Source organism: Bacillus subtilis subsp. subtilis str. 168 (assembly GCF_000009045.1).
Lineage (GTDB): Bacteria > Bacillota > Bacilli > Bacillales > Bacillaceae > Bacillus > Bacillus subtilis.
Genome location: NC_000964.3, coordinates 2,134,230 through 2,155,277, shown reverse-complemented (window position 1 = coordinate 2,155,277; position 21,048 = coordinate 2,134,230). Strand labels below are relative to the sequence as shown.

Genomic DNA, 21,048 nt, shown 5'->3' with positions numbered 1-21,048 from the left:
TAATTTTATACAGAAGGGAAGGGGAGACATGGAAAATGAAGTTGTGTTTTTTTGTAGAAAATGCAATCATCACTTGTTTGCTAAAAATCCTATGATAAACACATTAAAGGTTATATCTGAAATGGATTGCCCTAATTGTGGAGAAGAGGGTTATCATAATTGGATTCTTTCGCATATAGGTGATTCAGAGAAAGAAAAGGAGAACTACAATTGGAAGTAGATAAAATGTTGAATTTATTAAGAAAGAGGTGTAGCTATAATGGACAGTAGAGAACAAATTGATTGGACTTGTAATGAATGCAATTTTAGTTGGATAGGTGACAATTCAGATTTTTCATGTCCTTCTTGTGATGAAATCGATATAAAGCCAAAAAATAAGATACTTGATTGATTAAGACGTTGATTTCATTTAGTGGGATAAACTCAATGAAAGAGATTGAATTTGAAGAAGTTAAAAAATTTGTTGAAGTAATGTCTCGGCGACTTAGATCAACCAAGGTGATAAAAATTCATATCAGTTATGCAGAATGGTTAGTTGCAGAAGTCGAACGCTTAAGGGGGTTAGTCAAGTGAGTAATAGTTTAGATGTACAAGGAGGGATTGAATGGAGAACGTAATGTCCTGGTTTAATATAGACTTTGAAATTAAATCAGACAATAACATTGATAAAACTTTATTGTGATTATTTGATCTTATGAAGGAAAGTCTCATGATTTATTTCAATATTGAAAACTCTTCTGATATTCATGAGTTTTTAAAAATCGCAGTAGCAAAGAATGATGTTGATTATCCCTTCCTTGAATGGATAAAGGAAAAAGGTATTCCAAGATTAAAGAATATTGATTTTAATAAGCTACCCAATGACGATCGCTTTCTTGCCATGATTGAGTTTGATGAATTTGTTCTGCAAAATGAAATGGATTTTGAAGATCCTGAAGAGGTTCGAGGGTGTATTATTTCAACAGTTAATAGCCTGAAGGAATATATTAATATCTGCCACAATAAAACATGATTGGAGGAAAGATACCTGATTGTTACAGCCTGGATATTGTTAATTGTGTTTGGTTTATTCGCTTTATCAGATTTTGACTTAACTGAGAACGAAACAAAGCATATTAAGTTTTTCATTTTAATGAAATTTGTTTCTGTCTTTATAGCTGCTATTGCAGCAGGAGTGATTTGGGGAGGATTATTTCAATGATTGAAATTTTTAAAGATACAGGAGCTACCCATGATTTAGTTTATCATTCTAAGATTAACACGTTTGTTTGGGATGTGGAATTTGACATTGTTTTATCAGACAGTAAGGAATTAAATAAATGTTATTTTGTGAAATGCTTTAATCCGTATCGAATAAATGGAAAGTGTGATTTTGCGGTTAGTTCAATAGATATATTTTCCGAAGGTAAACGTCTCTTAATTGAAAATGAATTCAATTTTAAAATTACAAAGGCAGTCCACGTGGCAACATCAAAAGACGTAACTGAAATAGTTTTGCATTTAAGTGAGAGAATCAGTAGTCCATTTCCAATTGTAAAAGAAGTTGTTTATCTAGATTAATGTAAATAGGAACAGGATAAAATCGGTCTTTTATTTAGAATAAAAATAAAATTAGTGGAGGTATTATGTGTAATCGAAATGTTATTACAATTCCATATGAAGAGGATATGTCAAAGTATTCAATACTACACCAGGTAGGGGGGCGAATTGAGTATTTTCAAAAAGAGTATTCACAATATCCAATGTTCGCATTTGATAGTGAAGAGGATTACAACGAATATAAATGCTTAATAATGCAGCTTAAAAAGAATAAAAAAGTCTCTAGTTTCTCTTTTTAAAAGAGTAGGGTATTGCAAACAACAGTTTAATATGCAAAAAGTAATGAACTAAATATTGCACATATGGGAAAGAGGCGAGAAAAATTAACGAGGCTTATCATTCAATTCAAACACTGTTAAACAAGATGGATAGACAAATGAAGACAGTGAAGGAGGCCATTGAAGAAAAAGATTTGCAAAGAGCACATCGTAACTTAATTAACTTGGCTGACAATAATGAGGAATTAATGCAGGAAATAAGGTGGGTCAAAAAGGGAACCATATTATAAGTTATTTGGTTAATTGTCTGCGCTCTTTAAAGTTCCATACATAAAGCTCTTCTATAGAGCAACCTATGGCATCAGCAAATGTCATTGCTGTTCCAATATTCATATTTGATTTAAAACCACCTACATAATCATTAATACGTTGTTTTGATAATCCAGTACATTCAACAAGATCTTCAATTGAAACGCTATATTCATGCATGAGCTCATTGAGTCTTGAATCAACTGGTTTCCATTGTTTTTTCACTATGCACACCTCTTTCAGCAACGATTTTAGCACATACATAATTTACCTTCAATATAGATTAGGAGAGTGATTGATTGGGAGCAAACAATCAAGGGAAAGTTTTTGAAGCGAACATTGAAAAATCTGCAGCAGATCAAAAGTTATTCTTTTACCGGATTAAAGATGTTAACCCAATGTTCTTGAAAAGAGGGGCAGCAGTATCAAAAAACAAATATGATTGCTTTCTGTTCTTTAAGGGGTACTTGTTCCCCTTTGAGCTTAAGTCGACAAAAAGCAAGTCCATTTCCTTCAGCGAGAAAATCATAAAGCCGCAGCAGATTAAATATTTAAGGGAAGCAACACAATACCCAAACATAATCCCTGGTTTTCTGTTTCAATTTAGAGAGCCGGAAAACAAAGTTTATTTCGTACATATTAATGATTTCCTTACATATAAGAACATAGCTGAAAAACAGTTGAAACATACATATAAGAATAAAGTAAACAAAGCCAGTATCCCGATTGCGATTTGTGAAGAAATCGGTACTGAAGTGCGCTCGATGAAAAAGAAAGTGAATTATACATATTATTTAAACAAGCTTTGCGGGGAACTAATTAAGAAAGAACAGTCAAGAGACAAACCATTACATACATATAATACTCCTGTGAAAACGGGGGTGTAGCCTTGGAACCTTACCAACGTTATGAGGAATTAAAGAAAAAAACAATAAAGGTAGTCCAGAAAGAAAATTACAGTATTCGATATATAACTCAGGATGAAGCAAGTAATGACTTAGATGAGTTTTATAAACAATTTGCTCAACATTTATTAGAAGCTGCTCTGGAAAGGAAGGCAGAGTAAGCTTCTTTTTTTCGTTAGATATGTAGTAAGTATCTTAATATACAGCTTTATCTGTACTGATATTAATGACATGCTGCACTCGGTGTGAAAGGGCAGCTTCCACCACATTTTGTCCGCCGATGAGATTGGTCTGGATCGCTTCAAATGGATGGTCCTCACATGTCGGAACCTGTTTCAGCGCAGCCGCGTGAAAGACGATATCGACGCCTTTCATCACCTGATTCACCCTTCTGTGATCGCGTACATCTCCAAGTACAAATAATAGCCGCTTATCCTCCGCATACTTTTGGCTCATGACATACTGTTTACTGTCGTCTTTGCTGAATACAATCACCTGTTTAGGTGTAAGCATCAAAAGGCGTTTGACAATTTGACTCCCGATTGAACCCGTTCCGCCAGTGACTAAAACTGTTTTGTTATGGAAAAATGGTTTTAGTTCTGCTGTTTGCTGTTTAGGCATGGCTTATCCTCCAACTCTCGTTTCTCTACCATGCATCATATGTTCAACTTTGTAATCGAATTAATGAAAGCAACCAATAAAACAAAATTTAGGGGAATGATCATGTCACAAAGTGTTCTTTTTTAATAGAAAATGGAAAAACGGACGTAACTAGGGAAAAACAAAACTAAATAAATAATGTACTAAATATTCAACATATTTTTATTTCGCTCCGCAAAAGTAAATCTGGCAAAGTCATCTCACCACCTCTTTGGGGAATAAGTTGTTTATGAGTCAGAAACCCTATAAAAAAAGGTTCATTTTCCTCACGGTAATCACCTGTATATATTTTACAATAGTAGTGTTAGTGATAAAAGAGGAGGGTACCAAATGAAGGTTCCAAAAACAATGCTGCTAAGCACTGCCGCGGGTTTATTGCTTAGCCTGACAGCAACCTCGGTGTCGGCTCATTATGTGAATGAGGAACATCATTTCAAAGTGACTGCACACACGGAGACAGATCCGGTCGCATCTGGCGATGATGCAGCAGATGACCCGGCCATTTGGGTTCATGAAAAACACCCGGAAAAAAGCAAGTTGATTACAACAAATAAGAAGTCAGGGCTCGTTGTGTATGATTTAGACGGAAAACAGCTTCATTCTTATGAGTTTGGCAAGCTCAATAATGTCGATCTGCGCTATGATTTTCCATTGAACGGCGAAAAAATTGATATTGCTGCCGCATCCAACCGGTCCGAAGGAAAAAATACAATTGAAGTATATGCAATAGACGGGGATAAAGGAAAATTGAAAAGCATTACAGATCCGAACCATCCTATTTCCACCAATATTTCTGAGGTTTATGGATTCAGCTTGTATCACAGCCAGAAAACAGGAGCATTTTACGCATTAGTGACAGGCAAACAAGGGGAATTTGAGCAGTATGAAATTGTTGATGGTGGAAAGGGTTATGTAACAGGGAAAAAGGTGCGTGAATTTAAGTTGAATTCTCAGACCGAAGGCCTTGTTGCGGATGATGAGTACGGAAACCTATACATAGCAGAGGAAGATGAGGCCATCTGGAAATTTAACGCTGAGCCCGGCGGAGGGTCAAAGGGGCAGGTTGTTGACCGTGCGACAGGAGATCATTTGACAGCTGATATTGAAGGACTGACAATCTATTATGCACCAAATGGCAAAGGATATCTCATGGCTTCAAGTCAAGGAAATAACAGCTATGCAATGTATGAACGGCAGGGGAAAAATCGCTATGTAGCCAACTTTGAGATTACAGATGGCGAGAAGATAGACGGTACTAGTGACACGGATGGTATTGATGTTCTCGGTTTCGGACTTGGCCCAAAATATCCGTACGGGATTTTTGTGGCGCAGGACGGCGAAAATATTGATAACGGACAAGCCGTCAATCAAAATTTCAAAATTGTATCGTGGGAACAAATTGCACAGCATCTCGGCGAAATGCCTGATCTTCATAAACAGGTAAATCCGAGGAAGCTGAAAGACCGTTCTGACGGCTAGAATAGAAAGCAGCTTGTGCAGCTGCTTTTTTCTATGAATAAAAAAATCGTTCATAGCAATGAACGATTTTTCAAGAAAGCGCCAGATGAATCGCTTTTAGTTTTGCAGGAAGCTCATCAAACGTAAATGCGGGTACGGTCTCTTTATAATTGGCTGCTGCAGCTTTTTGCCGTTCTTCAGGGTGGTTGATATAGAAAGCGGCTTTTTCCTTAAAGTCGTTCATGCCGTGATAAGAAATAATGGATGAAAAAGGATGCGCCGCGGGTAAATCTGTTAATTGAAATGCTTCGCATGCAGCGATATCAAACGTTCGGTTATTAAAACTGGCATTTTTGATGCGCATAGTATTTTGGTTGAAAGCAAAATGATAGGGACGATGCGCATTAATTACGATGTCTGCCCCATTATAATAATGAACGGCCTGTTCGGGTGGAACCCATGTGCTGACGACATCAATATGCGGCTGTTTGAGCACTTTTTTAGGCAGATATTTTCCCCATTCCTTGCCGATTACCCGAACCGTGAATGGCAGATGGACCGCTTCTTTCATAAGCTGAACCCGATTAGGGTAAGGATAGCCGATGATTAACAGATTTGAATGATAGGAATGTTCGGTGCCCATTTTTTTAAACAGCCGATGGTTAACTGGTATCGGAACATAATAGACGTTCTGGTAGCCGAGCTCTTGATAGTAGAGAGCTGCATTTTGTTCTATCGTTAATATGGCGTCAGCAAGCTTAATTACCTGAAGGCTGATATCCATATAAAATGGGTCTTCGGTCAGCCAAACATACACGGGGATATCCTTACCCTTTAACCAGGTCAGCCAGTCGTGAGGAACGCGGTCTCCAACCATCATAAGTGTGAAATCCGGCTGAAACGCTTCGATCTTCATCAAAGATTCTGCTTCAGGTTTATCTGCAATCATATACTCTGTATGAGTGTTCTGAAAACATTCTTCAGCCCAGCGATCAAAATAACTGTATATTCCTCCGTATCCCGACTGGATATACAAGACTTTCATCGGATGTTATGAAAAGAACGTAACGCTTTCTACTTTGTCTACATCAATTAATGTTGTAGCTTGGCCTGCCGGAGTGACGGAGCTTTCCTGTGTTACAAATACGATCCCGTGAACCTGATCGAAAGCAACGAAAACAACCGGTCCGATCATGTCACCTGAATCAGTCACAATGCTGATTGTAGTGCCTGGCGTAATTCTGGCAAAAATCCATCTTGCCGGAAGAGAAGGGTCTAAAATAGATTCTGCCGTAACCGTTTCACTTTCATCTACTTTTTGATCGATGGCAGCATCAAGCAAGGCTTTAAGATTACTATCCATATTTTCTCCTCCTTCTGTTGCAGTTGGAAATAAAGGGCTTAAAACGGCTTTAATTAAATCCTTTTTTAACTGTGCATTTTCAGAGCTCATTACACACACCTCCTATTCGATAGTGAACTCACGTTATTCATATTCTTCCGGCTGTTATTTGGTATGAGTCGAACGCCGTACCTGATCTATTTTTCATCTATTTAAGGAAAATGCTGATTTTTTAATGGAGTGGACATAGCCTATACCATAAATCGAAGTCGCACATATTGTGAAACAGAGATAAGGATAAGGGAGAGGGATGATTTGGATTTAGAGAAACAAGTGGATCGAGAAGAAAACCAAGATGATCTGCATTTTATTTTGCTTTTGCTGATTCTGCTGATACGTCAATCGTCTTCTGAAGGAAATCCATCTGACCTCAGACGCCAGCTTGTTTTTGCAAAAGAGCTGGGCGTACCGGTTTCAAAAGTCAATTTGATCAACGGAGATACACTTCAAAATGTCATCGTAAAAGAAGTTCTGACTGATTTGGTTATTTTCCAAAACCCGTTAAATAACACGAGATCTCATGTTTCACTCTCAAGTGTTGTAAGCTGGGGTGCTTTTTAAATGATGACAGAGGCTCTGCTTGCTGCGGAGCCGTTTTTATGTTTGACGGCGGGAGGCGGTATAGATGGGAGAGAAAGTGTCTATTATTTTAACAAGTTACAACAAACCCGATTATTTGCAAAAAGCGATCGAAAGCGTGATACAGCAAACGCATGATCTTTGGGAGCTTTTTATCATGGATGATCATTCGAATGCAGAAACAACTGCGGTGATTCACAAGTATCTCCATGACCGGCGCATTCAATATCATAACAGTTTCGTGCATCCTGCAGATCGATTAAAAACAGCCCGTTATGCCACATTAATTAACAGTGCGCTCCCATTTGCAGACGGCGATTACATTTCCTATCTTACTGACGACACTGTTTATCATCCTGAGCGGCTGAGCCGTATGGTGCAAGAGTTTTCACATAAGCCTGAAGCGCAGGCGGTCTATTCAAAACAAAAAGTTGTACATGTAAACGAAAGGGGAGAGGAAATCTCACATTTCTACAGAAATGCCAATGCAGTGCTTGATCAGGCCGCTTTTCAAGTTGATCATTGCTCAGTTATGCATCGCCGTTCGTTACTTAATCTCATTCACCATAAATTTGGAGGCTACTGGGATGATGATATGAAGCATTGGAATCATGGCGACGCAATTTTTTGGGCGAGACTCAACAACTTTACCCCATTTCTGCCGATAAATGAAGTATTAGACACAACCTATAAAACCCCAGATTCATTTCAAAATGCATATCGGTTTCTGCCCGCCGATTTGATTGACGGCTCTTTTGTAAAAGGTTCAGATCAAAATGTGTATTTTTTTGATCAGGGTGTAAGGCATCCTGTTGGAGAAAAGTGGGGTTTTTTGTATCTAAATCGGACTGTCGCTGTTCCAGACCCATATTTATTCCAATATAGGATTGGCAAAATTTTAAACATTCCGAATTATATTTTAGTAAAGGAAGCTGACCATCCTGCAATATTTTATATCGAAGCCGGAAAAAAAAGGCGAATTGTGGACCAGTATGCGTTTCAATTTTATCAATTTCAAAGAAAAGACATAGTGACAATTGGAAAAGAAGAGATGGAGACGCTTCCGGAAGGGCCGCCGATTACGTGGAAACGATCTGAATTGATCAAAAATCCGCCTGGCCGACGTCTGTTTTTCATCGAACGCGAGCCGTTTTTGTTTCTAAACGGCGTCTTTCACCCGATTAGTGAACAAGTAACAAGGAAGTTTTTTTTACATCAGAAGCCAATCTCCGCTTCTTTCCGAAATATTCAGCAATTTCCAATTGGAAAGCCGTTTTATCCGGTGTACGATGAGATTATAAAGAAATTGAATATTGCAACAGAGTAAAGGTATAGGTCATAAAAAGGAGACGTTCATGACAGGACATTATTCAAAAACGGAACATCAATATATATTGTTAACGTCTGAATCGGCATCGTTTGATCATTACAGCGTATACAGAGATCCGCAGCTTCCGCAAATTTTTTCTCATAACTTTGTTCAGCTCCATGATACGTTTCCATTGGAGCGGTTACTTAACTTTTTACCCTCCGTACCAAAGCTGCTTGATGCGAATTATCTCCATTTAAAAGCGTCGCCGCAGCATGTTTTTCCGCTCGGTTTGAAGCAGTCACTTGTAAAAAGCGGTTTTGTCGTCGAGGATGAGCTACTATATGACATGAAGCTTAGTGACTGGAAGGGGCAGATGGGACATCCTTTAACCGCATGGGGGACGGCAAAAAGTCTTAGCGACGGATCTTCTATTATGAAAATTTACGATTCCATTTATATTGGAGAAGCAATCGCTGAACAAAAATTAAAAAGAAAATATCCTTTCTATGAAGCAGATATAATCATTCTTGTTGTTTGTTACAGCGACCAGGCACAGAAAGTTCCCATTGGGTGCGGCGAGCTGTTTATCGATCATCAAGAGAAAACGGCTAAAATCGAAGAAGTGGCAATTTTAGATCAGTTTCAAAGGAAGGGCTACGGCAGTATCTTAGTGAAAGAAATGCTGTCCATCGCCAAATCACTAGGAATGGAAGCAGCCTACTTAGTGGCTGCAAGCACTGACGGTGCAACTCAGTTTTACGAAAAGCTGACGTTTAAAAAATATGAGCGGGTGCATACTGTATTTCATTATTTCCTTACATGAAATAGGCGTTTGCACAAACCATTTGGGACTTGGCCCGCATAAAATGTCGTATATCGTGATAAGAAAGGATGAAAACAGCATGTATGGATACTCTGGGTACGGTTACGGATTTGGCTGCGGGACAAATACATTTGTGTTAATTGTTGTCTTGTTCATTTTATTAATTATTGTTGGAGCCGCTTTTATTTGCTAGATGCTGAAATTTCAAAAGAGCCTTCCTTATTAGGAAGGCTCTTTTTATGTGAAAAAGTTTTTGCGGGGAACGTCATGCCGCCATTTGGACACTCATACAATATGGTAAAAGGGGTTTTGAGGTGGGAGCATGAGCAGTTATTTGATTAAGCCAGAGCTTAGCTCGGCCTATCCGGTTGTCAGTTATGCGAAGGGTTCATATGTTTATGATCAGACCGGAAAAAAATATCTCGACGGCTCGTCAGGTGCGGTGACATGTAATATCGGCCACGGAGTTCGTGATGTGACTGAGAAGCTGAAAGAACAGCTTGATCAGGTGTCTTTTGCTTACCGCTCACAGTTTACGAGTGAGCCCGCCGAGCAATTAGCCGCTCTCTTGGCACAGGAGCTGCCCGGAGATGTGAATTGGTCTTTTTTTGTCAACAGCGGATCAGAAGCGATAGAAACAGCTATGAAAATCGCCATTCAGTATTGGCAGGAAAAAAAGCAAACACAAAAATCCATCTTTTTGTCTCGATGGAGCAGTTACCACGGAATAACTTTGGGAGCGCTTTCATTGTCTGGTTTTTATGAAAGGAGATACCGGTTCACCCATCTCATTGAGCGGTATCCAGCTATCTCAGCTCCACATATTTATCGGCTGAATCACGAGACGGAAGAAGACTTTGTTCAGACTGCAGCTGATGAACTGGACACCATGATTAAAAGAATCGGAAGCCAATTCATCGCCGGCTTTGTGGCTGAGCCTATTATTGGTGCTGCAGGAGCAGCGATTACTCCGCCTCCGGGATATTATGAGAGATTAAGTGAGGTATGCCGCACACACGATGTGCTTTTTATTGCAGATGAAGTGATGACGGGGCTTGGGAGAACAGGAAGGATGCTCGCGACAGAGCATTGGGATACCGTACCTGATATTGCTGTACTGGGGAAGGGACTCGGTGCGGGGTATGCACCTATTGCTGCTGCCGTCGTATCTGATTCTATTATTGAAACCATAAAACAAGGGTCAGGTGTGATTATGAGCGGTCACACATATAGTGCACATCCCTATTCAGCCAAAGCTGCTCTTGAAGTTTTGCGATATGTGTTAAAGCACGGCTTGATCAAACAATCAGAAAAAAAGGGCGCTGTGCTGAAGAAGAAGCTTGATGAGGCGGCATCTCAAAGCGGCATTATAGGTGAGGTGCGCGGAAAAGGACTGCTATTAGGCATTGAATTTGTGGCAGACCAAAAAACGAAGAAAGTGTTTCCGCCAGAGCAGGCGATAACCCAGCTTATTGTCAGCGAGGCGAAAAAACGCGGGCTGATTGTTTATCCTTCCAAAGCTGGAATAGACAGTGGAGAAGGAGATGCTGTCATTATTGCTCCTCCTTTTACTATTTCAGACGGTGAAATGGAAGAGCTTATCTCTATTTTTTCAGAAACAGTTGCAGCGGTCGAAAAAAACTTAAAAAAGGATTGACATTAAATGGCGCCATTTCAAAAAGCAATCAGCATTGACACAGCAATTGCAGATGTTCGGGATGGATCGGTTCTGATGTTTGGCGGTTTTGGGGGAGTCGGGTCGCCTCCTTCATTGATTGAAGCGATATTGGACAGCGGTGTAACGGATTTGACTGTGATTTGCAATGACGCCGGTTTCCCGGATATCGGAATCGGCCCGCTTATTGTTAATCAACGGGTCAAAACCCTGATCGCCTCGCATATCGGTTCCAATCCAGTAGCCGGAAAACAGATGACAGAGGGGACGTTAGAGGTTCAATTTTCACCTCAGGGAACGCTTGCGGAACGGATTCGCGCCGGCGGAGCGGGGCTTGGCGGTATTTTAACCGACGTGGGCATTGATAATCAAATGGTTTGCGAAAAAAAGGACATCGTAACAGTGGCGGGAAAACGATACTTGATTGAAGAGGCGCTGACTGCTGATTTTGCTTTCATCAATGCTTACATTGCAGATGAATTCGGCAATCTAACGTATGACAAAACCGCGCGCAATATGAACCCGCTTATGGCAATGGCCGCCAGGAGAACCTTTGCCGAAGCTGAGCGTATCGTTCCGATGGGGGAGATTTCTGAAGAAATGATTGTCACACCGGGGGTTTTTGTTGAGGGGGTTGTACGAAGCGAGGGAGTGAAGTGGAAATGGGCTTGGGAGTAGCAGAAAGAGAACAGATTGCAAAACGCGCTGCTACTGAAATTAAGCAGGGCATGATTGTGAATCTCGGTATCGGTATCCCTTCCTTGGTACCGAACTTTTTGAAGCCTGACATGCAGGTCATGTTTCAAGCGGAAAACGGTGTCCTTGGCATTGGAGAAAGTCCCGAAAAGGGAGAAGAGGATGCGCATTTATGCAACGCCGCGGGATATCCTGTCCGCGCTGTAAAAGGGGCTTCTTATTTTGATACAACCATGTCTTTTGCGATGATCAGAAAAGGCAAAATTGACATTACGATTTTAGGCGCCCTGCAGGTGAGCCAATCAGGAGATTTGGCAAATTGGCTTGTTCCGGGAAAAAAGGTGCCTGGTATGGGCGGGGCGATGGAGCTTGCCCAAAAAGCGAAAAAAGTGGTTGTCGTCATGAGTCATACAGATCAAAAGGGAAGGCCTAAATTAACAGAAAGATGTACGCTGCCATTAACTGCTGCAGGCTGTGTAGATTTGATTATTACCGAAAAAGCGGTTCTTGAGGTCGATAGCCATCACTTCATTTTAAAAGAGCTGATGAATGGCTCGACAATCGATGAGGTGACGAGGCTGACAGAAGCTGAAATCAAAATAGATATGCCTTTTTCTTAAGAGGGGGAATGAGGATGCAAGACATTGAAAGAAAAGTAATCGAGTGGCTTGATCAGCATTCGGCCAAAGCCATTCGTCTTCTCAAAAGGCTGATTGGGGAAAAAAGCACATTGGGGTCAGAGTTTAACGCCCAAGCTGTTGTGCTTGAAAAGCTGCGGCAATTTCATATGGACATTGATGTATGGGAGCCAAGCATAAAGCAATTAAAACAGCATCCCTACTTTAAATCTAACCGATCCGATTTTCATGAGAGCCCGAATATCGTGGCTAAAAAAACGGGAGCCGGCGGAGGCAGGTCCCTGATTTTGAACGGCCATATCGATGTTGTGCCTGAAGGAAGCGTAAAGGATTGGAAGTATGAACCGTATCAAGCTGTCGAAGAAAACGGTAAAATATACGGCCGCGGCTCAACGGATATGAAGGGAGGCAATACAGCCCTTCTTTTTGCTTTAGAAGCCCTGCACGCCTGCGATGTCAAACTGAAGGGAGATGTATTGTTTCAGAGTGTTGTAGATGAAGAGTGCGGCGGCGCCGGTACACTTTCCGCCATCATGAGAGGCTATCGTGCTGACGGGGCGCTGATTCCTGAACCGACGAATATGAAACTATTTATTAAGCAGCAGGGTTCGATGTGGTTTCGGATCACTGTGAAGGGATTATCCGCACATGGGGGCACACGCTATGAAGGGGTAAGCGCGATTGAAAAAAGCATGCACGTTATCACAGCGATACAAGAGCTGGAGAAAGTCCGCAATGCGAGAATTTCAGATCCGCTGTATGACAATATCCCAATACCGGTACCGGTGAATATCGGCACCATCTCAGGCGGTGCCTGGCCATCTTCAGTTGCAGACCGTGTCGTCATAGAAGGGAGATGCGGAATTGCTCCCCATGAGAAACCAGAAGCTGTAAAACTTGAATTGGAAAACTGGCTGAAGGATTTAGAATACCATGACGAATGGTTTAAACGCCATCCCGTACAAGTCGAATGGTTTGGCGCTCAATGGCTGCCGAATGATTTACCTGATGATCACCCTTTAATTTCTGTGCTGCAATCAGCCTATCAAAAAATGAAACAGACAGAGCCGATTATTGAGGCTTCCCCGTGGGGAACGGATGGAGGGCTTTTGTACCATGCAGGAGATACACCAGTGATCGTTTTCGGGCCGGGGGAAACAAAAACGGCTCATCAGGCCAATGAATACATTGAGGTTGAAGCCATGATAGAATCTGCTAAAATTATTGCACTTTTTGTCATGGATTGGTGCGGCCTTCATACAGATGGGGAGGATGCGGATGCTCAAGTCAATAAAGAGTAGCGGTGTCACAGCAGTTTTGGACCATGACGGCTTTAATAAACGAATCAGAGTGGTTCGTTATGACGGAGCCATTGAGAAGGCCCTGCCGGATATCGTGGCAGCGGCAAAAGAAGAGAATGCAGAAAAAATCATTGTCTATGCGAAGCAGCATGATGAGCCGATCCTTGCCAAACAATTATTTGCGCCGGAGGGCTATCTAAAGGGCTATTATCTCGGCCATTCGGCTTGTGTCATGGTACGTTACCTTTCAGAAAGCCGGAGACAAACAGATTCTTATACAGAGGAACAGGAGATCATCGAAGCCATATATCGCACAGCGCCCCGTCTTCGCAACGACAGTACACCCGTTTTTACGATGAGAAAAGCAGAAACAAACGACATGTACCAGCTATCGATGCTGTATAAAAAAGTATTCCGCACGTACCCAACCCCGGTATTTGACCCCGCTTATATTGAAAAGACGATGAATGCAAATACGGTGTATTATATCATGCTTGATCATGACCGCCTGATCAGCGCAGCAAGCGCAGAAATCAATCCAGAGCTTGGGCATGCAGAAATAACCGATTGCGCTGTGCTGCCGGAATATCGCGGCCATTCGTTAACAAGCTTTTTAATCGAGGCGTTAGAAAAAGAAATGGCTGGAGAGGATATCGTTCATGTGTTTTCTCTCGCCCGTGCTTCGTCTTTTGGGATGAATGCTGTGTTGTACCATTCAGGTTATCAGTATGGCGGAAGGCTGATCAATAATTGCTTTATAGCCGAAGGCCTTGAAAACATGAATATTTGGTGCAAGCAACTGTAAGTCAAAATATGCGCGAGGAGGAGTTCGTTTGAAAAACAAATGGTATAAACCGAAACGGCATTGGAAGGAGATCGAGTTATGGAAGGACGTTCCGGAAGAGAAATGGAACGATTGGCTTTGGCAGCTGACACACACTGTAAGAACGTTAGATGATTTAAAGAAAGTCATTAATCTGACCGAGGATGAAGAGGAAGGCGTCAGAATTTCTACCAAAACGATCCCCTTAAATATTACACCTTACTATGCTTCTTTAATGGACCCCGACAATCCGAGATGCCCGGTACGCATGCAGTCTGTGCCGCTTTCTGAAGAAATGCACAAAACAAAATACGATCTGGAAGACCCGCTTCATGAGGATGAAGATTCACCGGTACCCGGTCTGACACACCGCTATCCCGACCGTGTGCTGTTTCTTGTCACGAATCAATGTTCCATGTACTGCCGCTACTGCACAAGAAGGCGCTTTTCCGGACAAATCGGAATGGGCGTCCCCAAAAAACAGCTTGATGCTGCAATTGCTTATATCCGGGAAACACCCGAAATCCGCGATTGTTTAATTTCAGGCGGTGATGGGCTGCTCATCAACGACCAAATTTTAGAATATATTTTAAAAGAGCTGCGCAGCATTCCGCATCTGGAAGTCATCAGAATCGGAACAAGAGCTCCCGTCGTCTTTCCGCAGCGCATTACCGATCATCTGTGCGAGATATTGAAAAAATATCATCCGGTCTGGCTGAACACCCATTTTAACACAAGCATCGAAATGACAGAAGAATCCGTTGAGGCATGTGAAAAGCTGGTGAACGCGGGAGTGCCGGTCGGAAATCAGGCTGTCGTATTAGCAGGTATTAATGATTCGGTTCCAATTATGAAAAAGCTCATGCATGACTTGGTAAAAATCAGAGTCCGTCCTTATTATATTTACCAATGTGATCTGTCAGAAGGAATAGGGCATTTCAGAGCTCCTGTTTCCAAAGGTTTGGAGATCATTGAAGGGCTGAGAGGTCATACCTCAGGCTATGCGGTTCCTACCTTTGTCGTTGACGCACCAGGCGGAGGAGGTAAAATCGCCCTGCAGCCAAACTATGTCCTGTCACAAAGTCCTGACAAAGTGATCTTAAGAAATTTTGAAGGTGTGATTACGTCATATCCGGAACCAGAGAATTATATCCCCAATCAGGCAGACGCCTATTTTGAGTCCGTTTTCCCTGAAACCGCTGACAAAAAGGAGCCGATCGGGCTGAGTGCCATTTTTGCTGACAAAGAAGTTTCGTTTACACCTGAAAATGTAGACAGAATCAAAAGGAGAGAGGCATACATCGCAAATCCGGAGCATGAAACATTAAAAGATCGGCGTGAGAAAAGAGATCAGCTCAAAGAAAAGAAATTTTTGGCGCAGCAGAAAAAACAGAAAGAGACTGAATGCGGAGGGGATTCTTCATGAAAACATGCGAATGGTGCGGCGAGCTCGAAGCGGTGCCCGGCAGGAACACGGTGTACTGGGAGCTCCCTGATGGAACGAGGGCTATAGAACTGACAGACACCCCTGCCATGGTATGTTCTTCCTGCGGTATGACCTATCAAGAGGAAAACACGGTTAAAGAGATTGAGGATCAGCTGCTTTTAATTCAAACAAAAAAACTGCCTGAAAGCCTGACATATCAGCAGCTCATGGAGACAGAAAGAATTTTGAAACGCAACTATTTTGACTTCTCCTGAGTCATGTTTCAGTATTCTTTTGTTGTAATTTTACACTTGAACTGTATAATAGAACAACAAAAGACAGACATCAGGAGGGGAAACCCATGAAATCCTTTTATCACTATTTATTGAAATACAGACACCCTAAGCCGAAGGACAGCATCAGTGAATTTGCCAATCAGGCGTATGAGGATCACAGCTTTCCAAAAACATCAACCGATTATCATGAAATCAGTTCATATTTGGAGCTGAATGCTGATTACCTTCACACGATGGCGACGTTTGATGAAGCTTGGGATCAATACGAGTCTGAAGTGCACGGCAGATAATAGCTGTTTCATCCGCAGATCACTGCGGATTTTTTTATGTCCATACCCATACCATAATTGGATATTTCCTTTGGTTTTCATGCCCATGCGAATTGGCTTCACCCGGCATACGATAGCGTATGAGAAATGTTGCGGCGAGGGGGAGACACCATGAAGCAAAATAAACCGAAATTCCAAGTAGGGGATATCGTAGTCGTCATTATGTATGGAACAGTCGGCACCATCACAAAAGTACACCAAATTGATAAACACTATCTTTATGAAGTCAATCATAACGAAGTTTTATACTTTGAATCATCTATTCAGCTTTATAAAGATTATGAGGGTGTCATTGTCGACATGGAGAAGCTTGATATTGAGTATGAATTCCTTATTGGGGACGTTGTTTATGTTAAAGATTATGGAAAAGAACTCTTTCGCATTATCGGCCATAGAACAGAAATTTGGAGATATTTAGAAGATGGCTGGGAAGATATCATTTATGAGCTGACCCGTTTAAAGGATGGAGAGTGGCTTGAAACGGAGGAAGAGGATCTCACGCTGGTGCTTAGAAAATATGAAATGGACCAGTTTGTGCATCAGCTGTTGTTTGTCCATTATGTCGGAGAAACTGGCCATGAGATCGGCGAAGATATCGCATCGTCTGCTCTTCTTCAGTTTGAAGGCGGTGATGAAGATCAAGATACCCTTCACATCCTTGCTGTGTCAATTGTTGATGAGCTTCTGGATATTTATAATGACTACAAAATTCTGTACGAAATGTTTCAGGATGAAGAATATAAAGACATGATGATGTTTGTTTTGGAAAGTTTAAAAGAGCATTTCAGTTAATTTGTGAACATACGGATCAAGACATATAAAAAATATGGCAGACAGCCCCAAATCATCACACGCGTCATTCCTTTGAGCGTTTTTTCCATTATGATATCAAATCTTTCTCCGTCCAGTGCTTCCATCATTTTAGCAATCATAGCGTCAGCCTCCCATGGCTCGTTTTTTATTCAATATATGACTGAAAGAATTGTTTAGAACACCGGGTATAATTCAGCCTGTTTTTTCATAAAACATAAAAAAGGAGGCGGTACGGAGATGAAAGAAATAGATCTTGTGATTGATACGGAAGAAATCGCTGAATTTTTTTACAGAGAGCTTGCAAGACGGGGCTACATACCGAGTGAGGATGAGCTGTTTGAAATCGCTGATATTACCTTTGATTATTTGATAGAAAAATGTATGATAGATGAAGAGCTGGATGAAGATGAGTGAGGCTTAAAACCGGAGCGGTCAGCTCCGGTTTTATTATTCATGTTCTATGACTTCTGTGAAAATTGAGGTGGTTAAAATTGTACAAGCCCGTTAGTTTGTTTCTTTTCTTTTTAATTCTAGCTGCGGCCATTCATACAAATGCTGTTCAATCTGCAGATGAAGCAATAAGCAAGGCAGCTGTTTTGATCCGTCAGCCATGGCTTAATGAAGTCATGACGGGGATCACGCATCTTGGTGCTTCTTCTTTTCTGCTCCCTCTAATTGTCATCATTGGAGCAGGCATGTTTTTCTACAGAAAAACATGGGACGGCCTGTTGATGCTCTTAGTATTCGGCACAGATCGGCTGTTAAACAAAGTCTTAAAAGAATGGATCGAAAGAGTGAGGCCTGATTTTGCACCGCTGGTTCATGAATCATCCTTCAGTTTTCCGAGCGGCCATTCCATGAATGCTGCTTGTGTCTATCCTGTTATTGCTTACTTTTTAGTGAAACATCTCCCGTTTTTGTCTAAGCATAAAAAAATGGTATATATCATAGCCGGTGTAATTGCTGTTTTAGTCGGCATAAGCAGAGTGTATCTGGGGGTTCATTTTGTGACAGACGTGTTAGGAGGCTTTAGCCTCGGCTTGCTTCTGTTTTTCCTAGTAAAAGGTTTTGACGAAAAGATTAAGCGGTTTCGACAAAAATAGAGAGAGGAAAACACAGCAAAAACGCCAATATGTTAAAGAAATAAAAGGGAGGGGATCTTGATGATGTTATCCGTGTTTAAAAAGAAGTCTTGTTCCTATGACGTGACAATATTTCAGACACCCCGGTTTGGCGAAAAAAAGGGCTACAGAGCCGTCTATCGAACTGAACTGAACGGGAGCGATCATCAAGACGTGCTGAAAAGAGCATTCTCTTTGTTTAATGTATTCGACACTGTTCCGAGTGATTATGATGCAAGATTCATGGCCACAGGGGACGTGATCCTGATTGATGAAGGCAGAAAAGGGAAAACATATTATCAACTGCTTCCCGCCGGCTGGAGGAAAATCAATCGTCTGATTGTACAAACGACATAATGAAAAGAAAACTGCGGAAACCCGCAGTTTTCTGCAGTTTTAAGGCTTGCGTTTGGCAGCGGAATATTCTTTCCCGTGTGCTTCTTCAGCTGCAATGATATCTTTTTCAGGTATATGATTGTTCTTTTTTTGGCCGGTGATCCGGTTACGATGTTTTTTACCCATGTCCCACCCCTCCTTCCTGCGGTTAGGTTTTCAAATTAACACCCCGATTATCCGTTTTTCTGAGGAAGTGCCTAACAGATCCTCGAACATTTCTTTTTTCGATATATTCCTTTATAATCAATGCTGAAGTTTGTTTCATCATGACATTCGTTGTAAAATGGACGGGCTGGATGATAATTTAGATTTACAGGAGGATATGAGATGAGTGTACATATAGGTGCTGAAAAAGGACAAATTGCGGATACTGTGCTTTTGCCGGGAGATCCTCTCAGAGCAAAATTTATTGCAGAAACGTATCTTGAAAATGTAGAATGCTACAATGAAGTCAGAGGCATGTATGGATTTACGGGTACATATAAAGGTAAAAAAATCTCAGTACAAGGCACGGGAATGGGAGTTCCGTCTATTTCAATTTATGTGAATGAATTAATTCAAAGCTACGATGTGCAAAATCTAATAAGAGTCGGTTCCTGCGGCGCTATTCGTAAAGATGTCAAAGTGCGAGACGTCATTTTGGCGATGACCTCCTCAACTGATTCACAAATGAACAGAGTTGCTTTCGGAAGCGTTGATTTTGCGCCTTGCGCAGATTTCGAGCTTTTAAAAAATGCCTATGATGCCGCAAAGGATAAAGGTGTGCCGGTGACTGTAGGAAGCGTATTTACAGCTGACCAGTTCTACAATGACGATTCGCAAATTGAAAAACTTGCAAAATACGGTGTGCTTGGCGTTGAAATGGAAACAACTGCATTGTATACATTAGCAGCGAAGCACGGAAGAAAAGCCCTGTCAATTCTCACCGTGAGTGATCACGTATTAACAGGAGAAGAAACGACAGCGGAAGAGCGTCAAACGACATTTCATGATATGATAGAAGTGGCTTTACATTCCGTATCACAATAAAATATATCAAGAGGCGTGCTGGGTGCCGGCAGCCTCTTCTTTATGCATGCGGAAACGATTGATAAAAGGAAGGTAATGTAATATGAAAAAGTCCGGTAAATGGTTCTCACTGGCTGCCGCTCTGAGTGTAACGGCAATAGTCGGAGCCGGCTGCAGCATGTCGAACGGAGATGCTCAAAAGGATACGAAAACCACAGCAGAAACAAAGCAAACAGAACAAAAAACAGCTGACAGCAAAAAATCAAACACTCAAAACAGTGAGTTTTCATTGGAAAGCCAGTATTTCAATGATATTAAAAAAGTCGATGGTCTGGAAACCATTCAAAATCCAGAAAATATACTCGCGCTTGTCAATAAACAATATGCACTGCCCGGAAACTATGAACCTAGCGATCTTGTCATACCTGATGTAGAGTTTTCTTTTGAAGAAAAGATTCAAAAACGTTACATCAGAAAAGAAGCGGCCGACGCATTAAAAACAATGTTCGATGCTGCCAAAAAGGAAGGCTATGAACTGGCAGCTGTCTCAGGGTACCGTTCGTATGACAGACAGAAAGTCATTTTTGACAATGAAGTAAGCCTAAAAGGGGAAAGGAAGGCAAAGGAAGCGGTCGCTTACCCGGGTGAAAGCGAGCATCAAACAGGCCTTGCGATGGACATTTCGAGCCGGAGCAATGGCTTTGAGCTAAATGAAGCGTTCGGAAGCACGGCAGACGGGAAATGGGTGCAGGACAATGCTTATAAATATGGCTTTATTATTCGCTATCCGAAAAATAAAGAAGATATCACGAAATATGAATATGAGCCATGGCATCTGCGCTATGTAGGCAAAAAAGCCGCAAAGGTCATCCAAGATAATGATTTAACGCTTGAAGAGTACTTTGAAAAAGTGAAGAAAATTTAAAATGAAAAGCCCGCTTACACTAGATAAGCGGGCTTCATTGTGTCTGGTGAATCTAGCATTTGTTCTATGCTTACCAGAAGAATAAACCAGCCAGAGCCACTCCTGCAATTAAACCGAGGGAAATCCCGTAAGCCGCTCCATATCCCCAATAACCGCCCCAATATCCGTAACCGAAACCTCTTGGCCCTCCGCCGACCGGAGCTATAAAAACTCTGTCTCTTGTTACACGGGTAATTCTGCCGACGTGAACTCTCCCGCCTCTCTCTGTAATTCTGACGACTTTACCTTGATGGTTTTTGCAAAGATGATAATATCTCTCCAATATTGTTCCCCTCC

Annotated in this window: 38 protein-coding genes, 1 pseudogene and 1 other annotated feature; of the genes and pseudogenes, 31 read left to right on the top strand and 8 right to left on the bottom strand. The window is 41.5% G+C overall.

Features of this window, described 5'->3' with window-relative positions:
- The first annotated feature begins 28 nt into the window (after positions 1-28).
- Positions 29-220, top strand: coding sequence for a hypothetical protein; phage SPbeta (yotC, locus tag BSU_19930; RefSeq protein ID NP_389874.1), 192 nt, complete (start codon positions 29-31; stop codon positions 218-220).
- 39 nt (positions 221-259) lie between these two features.
- Positions 260-391: a conserved protein with rubredoxin fold; phage SPbeta gene (gene yotD, locus BSU_19920; protein NP_389873.1), complete on the top strand. Its 132-nt coding sequence runs from the start codon at positions 260-262 to the stop codon at positions 389-391.
- Here the strand turns inward: yotD and BSU_19915 are convergent.
- On the bottom strand, positions 306-497 hold the full coding sequence (locus BSU_19915) for a hypothetical protein (protein ID YP_009513967.1): 192 nt from the start codon (positions 495-497) through the stop codon (positions 306-308). The two genes, yotD and BSU_19915, sit on opposite strands and share 86 nt — an antisense overlap.
- On the opposite strand from BSU_19915, the gene yotE reads away from it, so the two are divergent.
- From yotE to yotK, 7 genes are all read left to right on the top strand, one after another.
- The gene (yotE, locus tag BSU_19910; protein NP_389872.1) at positions 427-573 is read left to right on the top strand and encodes a hypothetical protein; phage SPbeta; all 147 of its coding nucleotides are present in this window, start codon (positions 427-429) and stop codon (positions 571-573) included. The two genes, BSU_19915 and yotE, sit on opposite strands and share 71 nt — an antisense overlap.
- Positions 574-604: 31 nt before the next feature.
- Positions 605-682: a hypothetical protein; phage SPbeta gene (gene yotF / locus BSU_19900; RefSeq protein ID NP_389871.1), complete on the top strand. Its 78-nt coding sequence runs from the start codon at positions 605-607 to the stop codon at positions 680-682.
- 12 nt (positions 683-694) lie between these two features.
- The gene (yotG, locus tag BSU_19890; RefSeq protein NP_389870.1) at positions 695-1,012 is read left to right on the top strand and encodes a hypothetical protein; phage SPbeta; all 318 of its coding nucleotides are present in this window, start codon (positions 695-697) and stop codon (positions 1,010-1,012) included.
- 15 nt (positions 1,013-1,027) lie between these two features.
- Positions 1,028-1,201: a putative sensor or permease; phage SPbeta gene (yotH, locus tag BSU_19880; RefSeq protein NP_389869.1), complete on the top strand. Its 174-nt coding sequence runs from the start codon at positions 1,028-1,030 to the stop codon at positions 1,199-1,201.
- Entirely contained in the window at positions 1,198-1,560 is a 363-nt protein-coding gene (yotI, locus tag BSU_19870; RefSeq protein ID NP_389868.1) for a conserved hypothetical protein; phage SPbeta, read from the top strand. Before yotH ends, yotI begins: the two co-directional genes overlap by 4 nt.
- A 65-nt stretch (positions 1,561-1,625) precedes the next feature.
- Positions 1,626-1,838, top strand: coding sequence for a hypothetical protein; phage SPbeta (yotJ, locus tag BSU_19860; protein NP_389867.1), 213 nt, complete (start codon positions 1,626-1,628; stop codon positions 1,836-1,838).
- An 83-nt stretch (positions 1,839-1,921) separates the two neighbouring features.
- Entirely contained in the window at positions 1,922-2,107 is a 186-nt protein-coding gene (gene yotK, locus BSU_19850) for a putative nucleic acid binding protein; phage SPbeta (RefSeq protein ID NP_389866.1), read from the top strand.
- Position 2,108: 1 nt separating this feature from the next.
- On the opposite strand, the gene yotL is transcribed toward yotK, so the two are convergent.
- The gene (gene yotL, locus BSU_19840; protein NP_389865.1) at positions 2,109-2,351 is read right to left on the bottom strand and encodes a putative transcriptional regulator; phage SPbeta; all 243 of its coding nucleotides are present in this window, start codon (positions 2,349-2,351) and stop codon (positions 2,109-2,111) included.
- Between the two features lie 74 nt (positions 2,352-2,425).
- On the opposite strand from yotL, the gene yotM reads away from it, so the two are divergent.
- Together yotM and sprB are read left to right on the top strand one after the other, a co-directional pair.
- On the top strand, positions 2,426-3,013 hold the full coding sequence (yotM, locus tag BSU_19830) for a hypothetical protein; phage SPbeta (RefSeq protein ID NP_389864.1): 588 nt from the start codon (positions 2,426-2,428) through the stop codon (positions 3,011-3,013).
- A gap of 2 nt (positions 3,014-3,015) precedes the next feature.
- On the top strand, positions 3,016-3,192 hold the full coding sequence (sprB, locus tag BSU_19820) for a recombination directionality factor; phage SPbeta (RefSeq protein ID NP_389863.1): 177 nt from the start codon (positions 3,016-3,018) through the stop codon (positions 3,190-3,192).
- 40 nt (positions 3,193-3,232) lie between these two features.
- Positions 3,233-3,652 (bottom strand) — a sequence feature (Evidence 5: Unknown function; PubMedId : 28535266; Product type cp: cell process).
- On the opposite strand, the pseudogene spsMn reads toward sprB, so the two are convergent.
- Positions 3,233-3,652: pseudogene (spsMn, locus tag BSU_19810) on the bottom strand. Its footprint overlaps the feature before it by 420 nt.
- Before the next feature lie 369 nt (positions 3,653-4,021).
- Between spsMn and phyC the strand changes: the two are divergent.
- Complete coding sequence (gene phyC / locus BSU_19800; RefSeq protein NP_389861.1) at positions 4,022-5,170, top strand: phytase; 1,149 nt, start codon at positions 4,022-4,024, stop codon at positions 5,168-5,170.
- A 70-nt stretch (positions 5,171-5,240) separates the two neighbouring features.
- On the opposite strand, the gene cgeB is transcribed toward phyC, so the two are convergent.
- Both cgeB and cgeA read right to left on the bottom strand, forming a co-directional pair.
- Positions 5,241-6,194, bottom strand: coding sequence for a protein involved in maturation of the outermost layer of the spore (gene cgeB, locus BSU_19790; protein NP_389860.2), 954 nt, complete (start codon positions 6,192-6,194; stop codon positions 5,241-5,243).
- 6 nt (positions 6,195-6,200) lie between these two features.
- Entirely contained in the window at positions 6,201-6,602 is a 402-nt protein-coding gene (gene cgeA / locus BSU_19780) for a spore outermost layer component (RefSeq protein NP_389859.1), read from the bottom strand.
- A 204-nt stretch (positions 6,603-6,806) separates the two neighbouring features.
- On the opposite strand from cgeA, the gene cgeC reads away from it, so the two are divergent.
- The 14 genes from cgeC (at position 6,807) to yodN (ending at position 17,241) form a co-directional block, all read left to right on the top strand.
- Positions 6,807-7,112, top strand: coding sequence for a protein involved in maturation of the outermost layer of the spore (gene cgeC / locus BSU_19770; protein ID NP_389858.1), 306 nt, complete (start codon positions 6,807-6,809; stop codon positions 7,110-7,112).
- Positions 7,113-7,176: 64 nt separating this feature from the next.
- The gene (cgeD, locus tag BSU_19760; protein NP_389857.1) at positions 7,177-8,457 is read left to right on the top strand and encodes a putative glycosyltransferase involved in maturation of the outermost layer of the spore; all 1,281 of its coding nucleotides are present in this window, start codon (positions 7,177-7,179) and stop codon (positions 8,455-8,457) included.
- Positions 8,458-8,485: 28 nt separating this feature from the next.
- Positions 8,486-9,265, top strand: a complete 780-nt coding sequence (cgeE, locus tag BSU_19750) for a protein involved in maturation of the outermost layer of the spore (RefSeq protein NP_389856.1) — start codon at positions 8,486-8,488, stop codon at positions 9,263-9,265.
- Positions 9,225-9,458: a putative toxin of a type I toxin family (sporulation operon) gene (gene yoyG, locus BSU_19749; RefSeq protein YP_003097746.2), complete on the top strand. Its 234-nt coding sequence runs from the start codon at positions 9,225-9,227 to the stop codon at positions 9,456-9,458. Before cgeE ends, yoyG begins: the two co-directional genes overlap by 41 nt.
- Positions 9,452-9,607, top strand: coding sequence for a hypothetical protein (locus tag BSU_19745; protein YP_009513966.1), 156 nt, complete (start codon positions 9,452-9,454; stop codon positions 9,605-9,607). The genes yoyG and BSU_19745 overlap by 7 nt, the downstream gene beginning before the upstream one ends.
- Positions 9,588-10,922, top strand: a complete 1,335-nt coding sequence (gene yodT, locus BSU_19740; protein ID NP_389855.1) for a putative aminovalerate aminotransferase — start codon at positions 9,588-9,590, stop codon at positions 10,920-10,922. Before BSU_19745 ends, yodT begins: the two co-directional genes overlap by 20 nt.
- Positions 10,923-10,928: 6 nt before the next feature.
- Positions 10,929-11,618 (top strand): putative oxoacid CoA-transferase, encoded by a 690-nt coding sequence (gene yodS / locus BSU_19730; RefSeq protein ID NP_389854.1) that lies wholly within the window; start codon positions 10,929-10,931, stop codon positions 11,616-11,618.
- The gene (yodR, locus tag BSU_19720) at positions 11,603-12,256 is read left to right on the top strand and encodes a putative acyloate-acetoacetate CoA-transferase (protein ID NP_389853.1); all 654 of its coding nucleotides are present in this window, start codon (positions 11,603-11,605) and stop codon (positions 12,254-12,256) included. The genes yodS and yodR overlap by 16 nt, the downstream gene beginning before the upstream one ends.
- An 8-nt stretch (positions 12,257-12,264) precedes the next feature.
- Positions 12,265-13,575, top strand: coding sequence for a putative deacetylase (gene yodQ, locus BSU_19710; RefSeq protein NP_389852.1), 1,311 nt, complete (start codon positions 12,265-12,267; stop codon positions 13,573-13,575).
- Positions 13,553-14,380 (top strand): epsilon-amino-beta-lysine acetyl transferase, encoded by an 828-nt coding sequence (gene kamB, locus BSU_19700; RefSeq protein ID NP_389851.1) that lies wholly within the window; start codon positions 13,553-13,555, stop codon positions 14,378-14,380. Before yodQ ends, kamB begins: the two co-directional genes overlap by 23 nt.
- Positions 14,381-14,408: 28 nt before the next feature.
- Complete coding sequence (kamA, locus tag BSU_19690) at positions 14,409-15,824, top strand: lysine 2,3-aminomutase (protein ID NP_389850.1); 1,416 nt, start codon at positions 14,409-14,411, stop codon at positions 15,822-15,824.
- Entirely contained in the window at positions 15,821-16,099 is a 279-nt protein-coding gene (gene yokU, locus BSU_19689) for a hypothetical protein (RefSeq protein YP_003097745.1), read from the top strand. The genes kamA and yokU overlap by 4 nt, the downstream gene beginning before the upstream one ends.
- An 86-nt stretch (positions 16,100-16,185) precedes the next feature.
- Entirely contained in the window at positions 16,186-16,410 is a 225-nt protein-coding gene (gene yozE / locus BSU_19680; protein NP_389849.1) for a hypothetical protein, read from the top strand.
- A gap of 150 nt (positions 16,411-16,560) precedes the next feature.
- Positions 16,561-17,241 carry a hypothetical protein gene (yodN, locus tag BSU_19670; protein NP_389848.1) on the top strand — a complete coding sequence of 227 codons (681 nt, stop codon included), beginning with the start codon at positions 16,561-16,563 and terminating at the stop codon, positions 17,239-17,241.
- Here the strand turns inward: yodN and yoyF are convergent.
- On the bottom strand, positions 17,238-17,381 hold the full coding sequence (yoyF, locus tag BSU_19669) for a hypothetical protein (RefSeq protein ID YP_003097744.1): 144 nt from the start codon (positions 17,379-17,381) through the stop codon (positions 17,238-17,240). The genes yodN and yoyF overlap by 4 nt on opposite strands.
- 118 nt (positions 17,382-17,499) lie before the next feature.
- Between yoyF and yozD the strand changes: the two genes are divergently transcribed.
- From yozD to yodL, 3 genes are all read left to right on the top strand, one after another.
- Positions 17,500-17,676 (top strand): hypothetical protein, encoded by a 177-nt coding sequence (yozD, locus tag BSU_19660; RefSeq protein ID NP_389847.1) that lies wholly within the window; start codon positions 17,500-17,502, stop codon positions 17,674-17,676.
- Positions 17,677-17,753: 77 nt separating this feature from the next.
- The gene (pgpB, locus tag BSU_19650) at positions 17,754-18,365 is read left to right on the top strand and encodes a phosphatidylglycerol phosphate (PGP) phosphatase; undecaprenyl-pyrophosphate phosphatase (promiscuous activity) (RefSeq protein ID NP_389846.1); all 612 of its coding nucleotides are present in this window, start codon (positions 17,754-17,756) and stop codon (positions 18,363-18,365) included.
- Positions 18,366-18,425: 60 nt separating this feature from the next.
- Positions 18,426-18,740, top strand: a complete 315-nt coding sequence (gene yodL, locus BSU_19640) for a shape determination factor (protein NP_389845.2) — start codon at positions 18,426-18,428, stop codon at positions 18,738-18,740.
- Positions 18,741-18,779: 39 nt separating this feature from the next.
- Here yodL and yoyE read toward each other — a convergent pair whose 3' ends face one another.
- Positions 18,780-18,905 (bottom strand): hypothetical protein, encoded by a 126-nt coding sequence (gene yoyE / locus BSU_19639; protein YP_003097743.1) that lies wholly within the window; start codon positions 18,903-18,905, stop codon positions 18,780-18,782.
- A gap of 201 nt (positions 18,906-19,106) precedes the next feature.
- Between yoyE and deoD the strand changes: the two genes are divergently transcribed.
- Positions 19,107-19,808: a purine nucleoside phosphorylase gene (gene deoD / locus BSU_19630; RefSeq protein ID NP_389844.1), complete on the top strand. Its 702-nt coding sequence runs from the start codon at positions 19,107-19,109 to the stop codon at positions 19,806-19,808.
- Between the two features lie 82 nt (positions 19,809-19,890).
- The gene (gene ldcB / locus BSU_19620) at positions 19,891-20,712 is read left to right on the top strand and encodes a D-alanyl-D-alanine carboxypeptidase lipoprotein (D-ala releasing from tetrapeptide hydrolysis) (protein ID NP_389843.1); all 822 of its coding nucleotides are present in this window, start codon (positions 19,891-19,893) and stop codon (positions 20,710-20,712) included.
- 70 nt (positions 20,713-20,782) lie between these two features.
- Here ldcB and yodI read toward each other — a convergent pair whose 3' ends face one another.
- Positions 20,783-21,034, bottom strand: coding sequence for a putative spore coat protein (gene yodI, locus BSU_19610; protein NP_389842.1), 252 nt, complete (start codon positions 21,032-21,034; stop codon positions 20,783-20,785).
- Positions 21,035-21,048 lie beyond the last annotated feature (14 nt).

Coding starts and splice junctions, on each gene's coding strand:
- yotC (NP_389874.1), top strand. CDS start 29: ATGGAAAATGAAGTTGTGTTTTTTTGTAGAAAATGCAATCATCACTTG.
- yotD (NP_389873.1), top strand. CDS start 260: ATGGACAGTAGAGAACAAATTGATTGGACTTGTAATGAATGCAATTTT.
- yotE (NP_389872.1), top strand. CDS start 427: ATGAAAGAGATTGAATTTGAAGAAGTTAAAAAATTTGTTGAAGTAATG.
- yotF (NP_389871.1), top strand. CDS start 605: ATGGAGAACGTAATGTCCTGGTTTAATATAGACTTTGAAATTAAATCA.
- yotG (NP_389870.1), top strand. CDS start 695: ATGAAGGAAAGTCTCATGATTTATTTCAATATTGAAAACTCTTCTGAT.
- yotI (NP_389868.1), top strand. CDS start 1,198: ATGATTGAAATTTTTAAAGATACAGGAGCTACCCATGATTTAGTTTAT.
- yotJ (NP_389867.1), top strand. CDS start 1,626: ATGTGTAATCGAAATGTTATTACAATTCCATATGAAGAGGATATGTCA.
- phyC (NP_389861.1), top strand. CDS start 4,022: ATGAAGGTTCCAAAAACAATGCTGCTAAGCACTGCCGCGGGTTTATTG.
- cgeB (NP_389860.2), bottom strand. CDS start 6,194: ATGAAAGTCTTGTATATCCAGTCGGGATACGGAGGAATATACAGTTAT.
- cgeA (NP_389859.1), bottom strand. CDS start 6,602: ATGAGCTCTGAAAATGCACAGTTAAAAAAGGATTTAATTAAAGCCGTT.
- cgeD (NP_389857.1), top strand. CDS start 7,177: ATGGGAGAGAAAGTGTCTATTATTTTAACAAGTTACAACAAACCCGAT.
- cgeE (NP_389856.1), top strand. CDS start 8,486: ATGACAGGACATTATTCAAAAACGGAACATCAATATATATTGTTAACG.
- yoyG (YP_003097746.2), top strand. CDS start 9,225: ATGAGCGGGTGCATACTGTATTTCATTATTTCCTTACATGAAATAGGC.
- yodT (NP_389855.1), top strand. CDS start 9,588: ATGAGCAGTTATTTGATTAAGCCAGAGCTTAGCTCGGCCTATCCGGTT.
- yodS (NP_389854.1), top strand. CDS start 10,929: ATGGCGCCATTTCAAAAAGCAATCAGCATTGACACAGCAATTGCAGAT.
- yodR (NP_389853.1), top strand. CDS start 11,603: ATGGGCTTGGGAGTAGCAGAAAGAGAACAGATTGCAAAACGCGCTGCT.
- yodQ (NP_389852.1), top strand. CDS start 12,265: ATGAGGATGCAAGACATTGAAAGAAAAGTAATCGAGTGGCTTGATCAG.
- kamB (NP_389851.1), top strand. CDS start 13,553: ATGCTCAAGTCAATAAAGAGTAGCGGTGTCACAGCAGTTTTGGACCAT.
- yokU (YP_003097745.1), top strand. CDS start 15,821: ATGAAAACATGCGAATGGTGCGGCGAGCTCGAAGCGGTGCCCGGCAGG.
- yozE (NP_389849.1), top strand. CDS start 16,186: ATGAAATCCTTTTATCACTATTTATTGAAATACAGACACCCTAAGCCG.
- yodN (NP_389848.1), top strand. CDS start 16,561: ATGAAGCAAAATAAACCGAAATTCCAAGTAGGGGATATCGTAGTCGTC.
- yoyF (YP_003097744.1), bottom strand. CDS start 17,381: ATGATTGCTAAAATGATGGAAGCACTGGACGGAGAAAGATTTGATATC.
- yozD (NP_389847.1), top strand. CDS start 17,500: ATGAAAGAAATAGATCTTGTGATTGATACGGAAGAAATCGCTGAATTT.
- yodL (NP_389845.2), top strand. CDS start 18,426: ATGATGTTATCCGTGTTTAAAAAGAAGTCTTGTTCCTATGACGTGACA.
- yoyE (YP_003097743.1), bottom strand. CDS start 18,905: ATGGGTAAAAAACATCGTAACCGGATCACCGGCCAAAAAAAGAACAAT.
- deoD (NP_389844.1), top strand. CDS start 19,107: ATGAGTGTACATATAGGTGCTGAAAAAGGACAAATTGCGGATACTGTG.
- ldcB (NP_389843.1), top strand. CDS start 19,891: ATGAAAAAGTCCGGTAAATGGTTCTCACTGGCTGCCGCTCTGAGTGTA.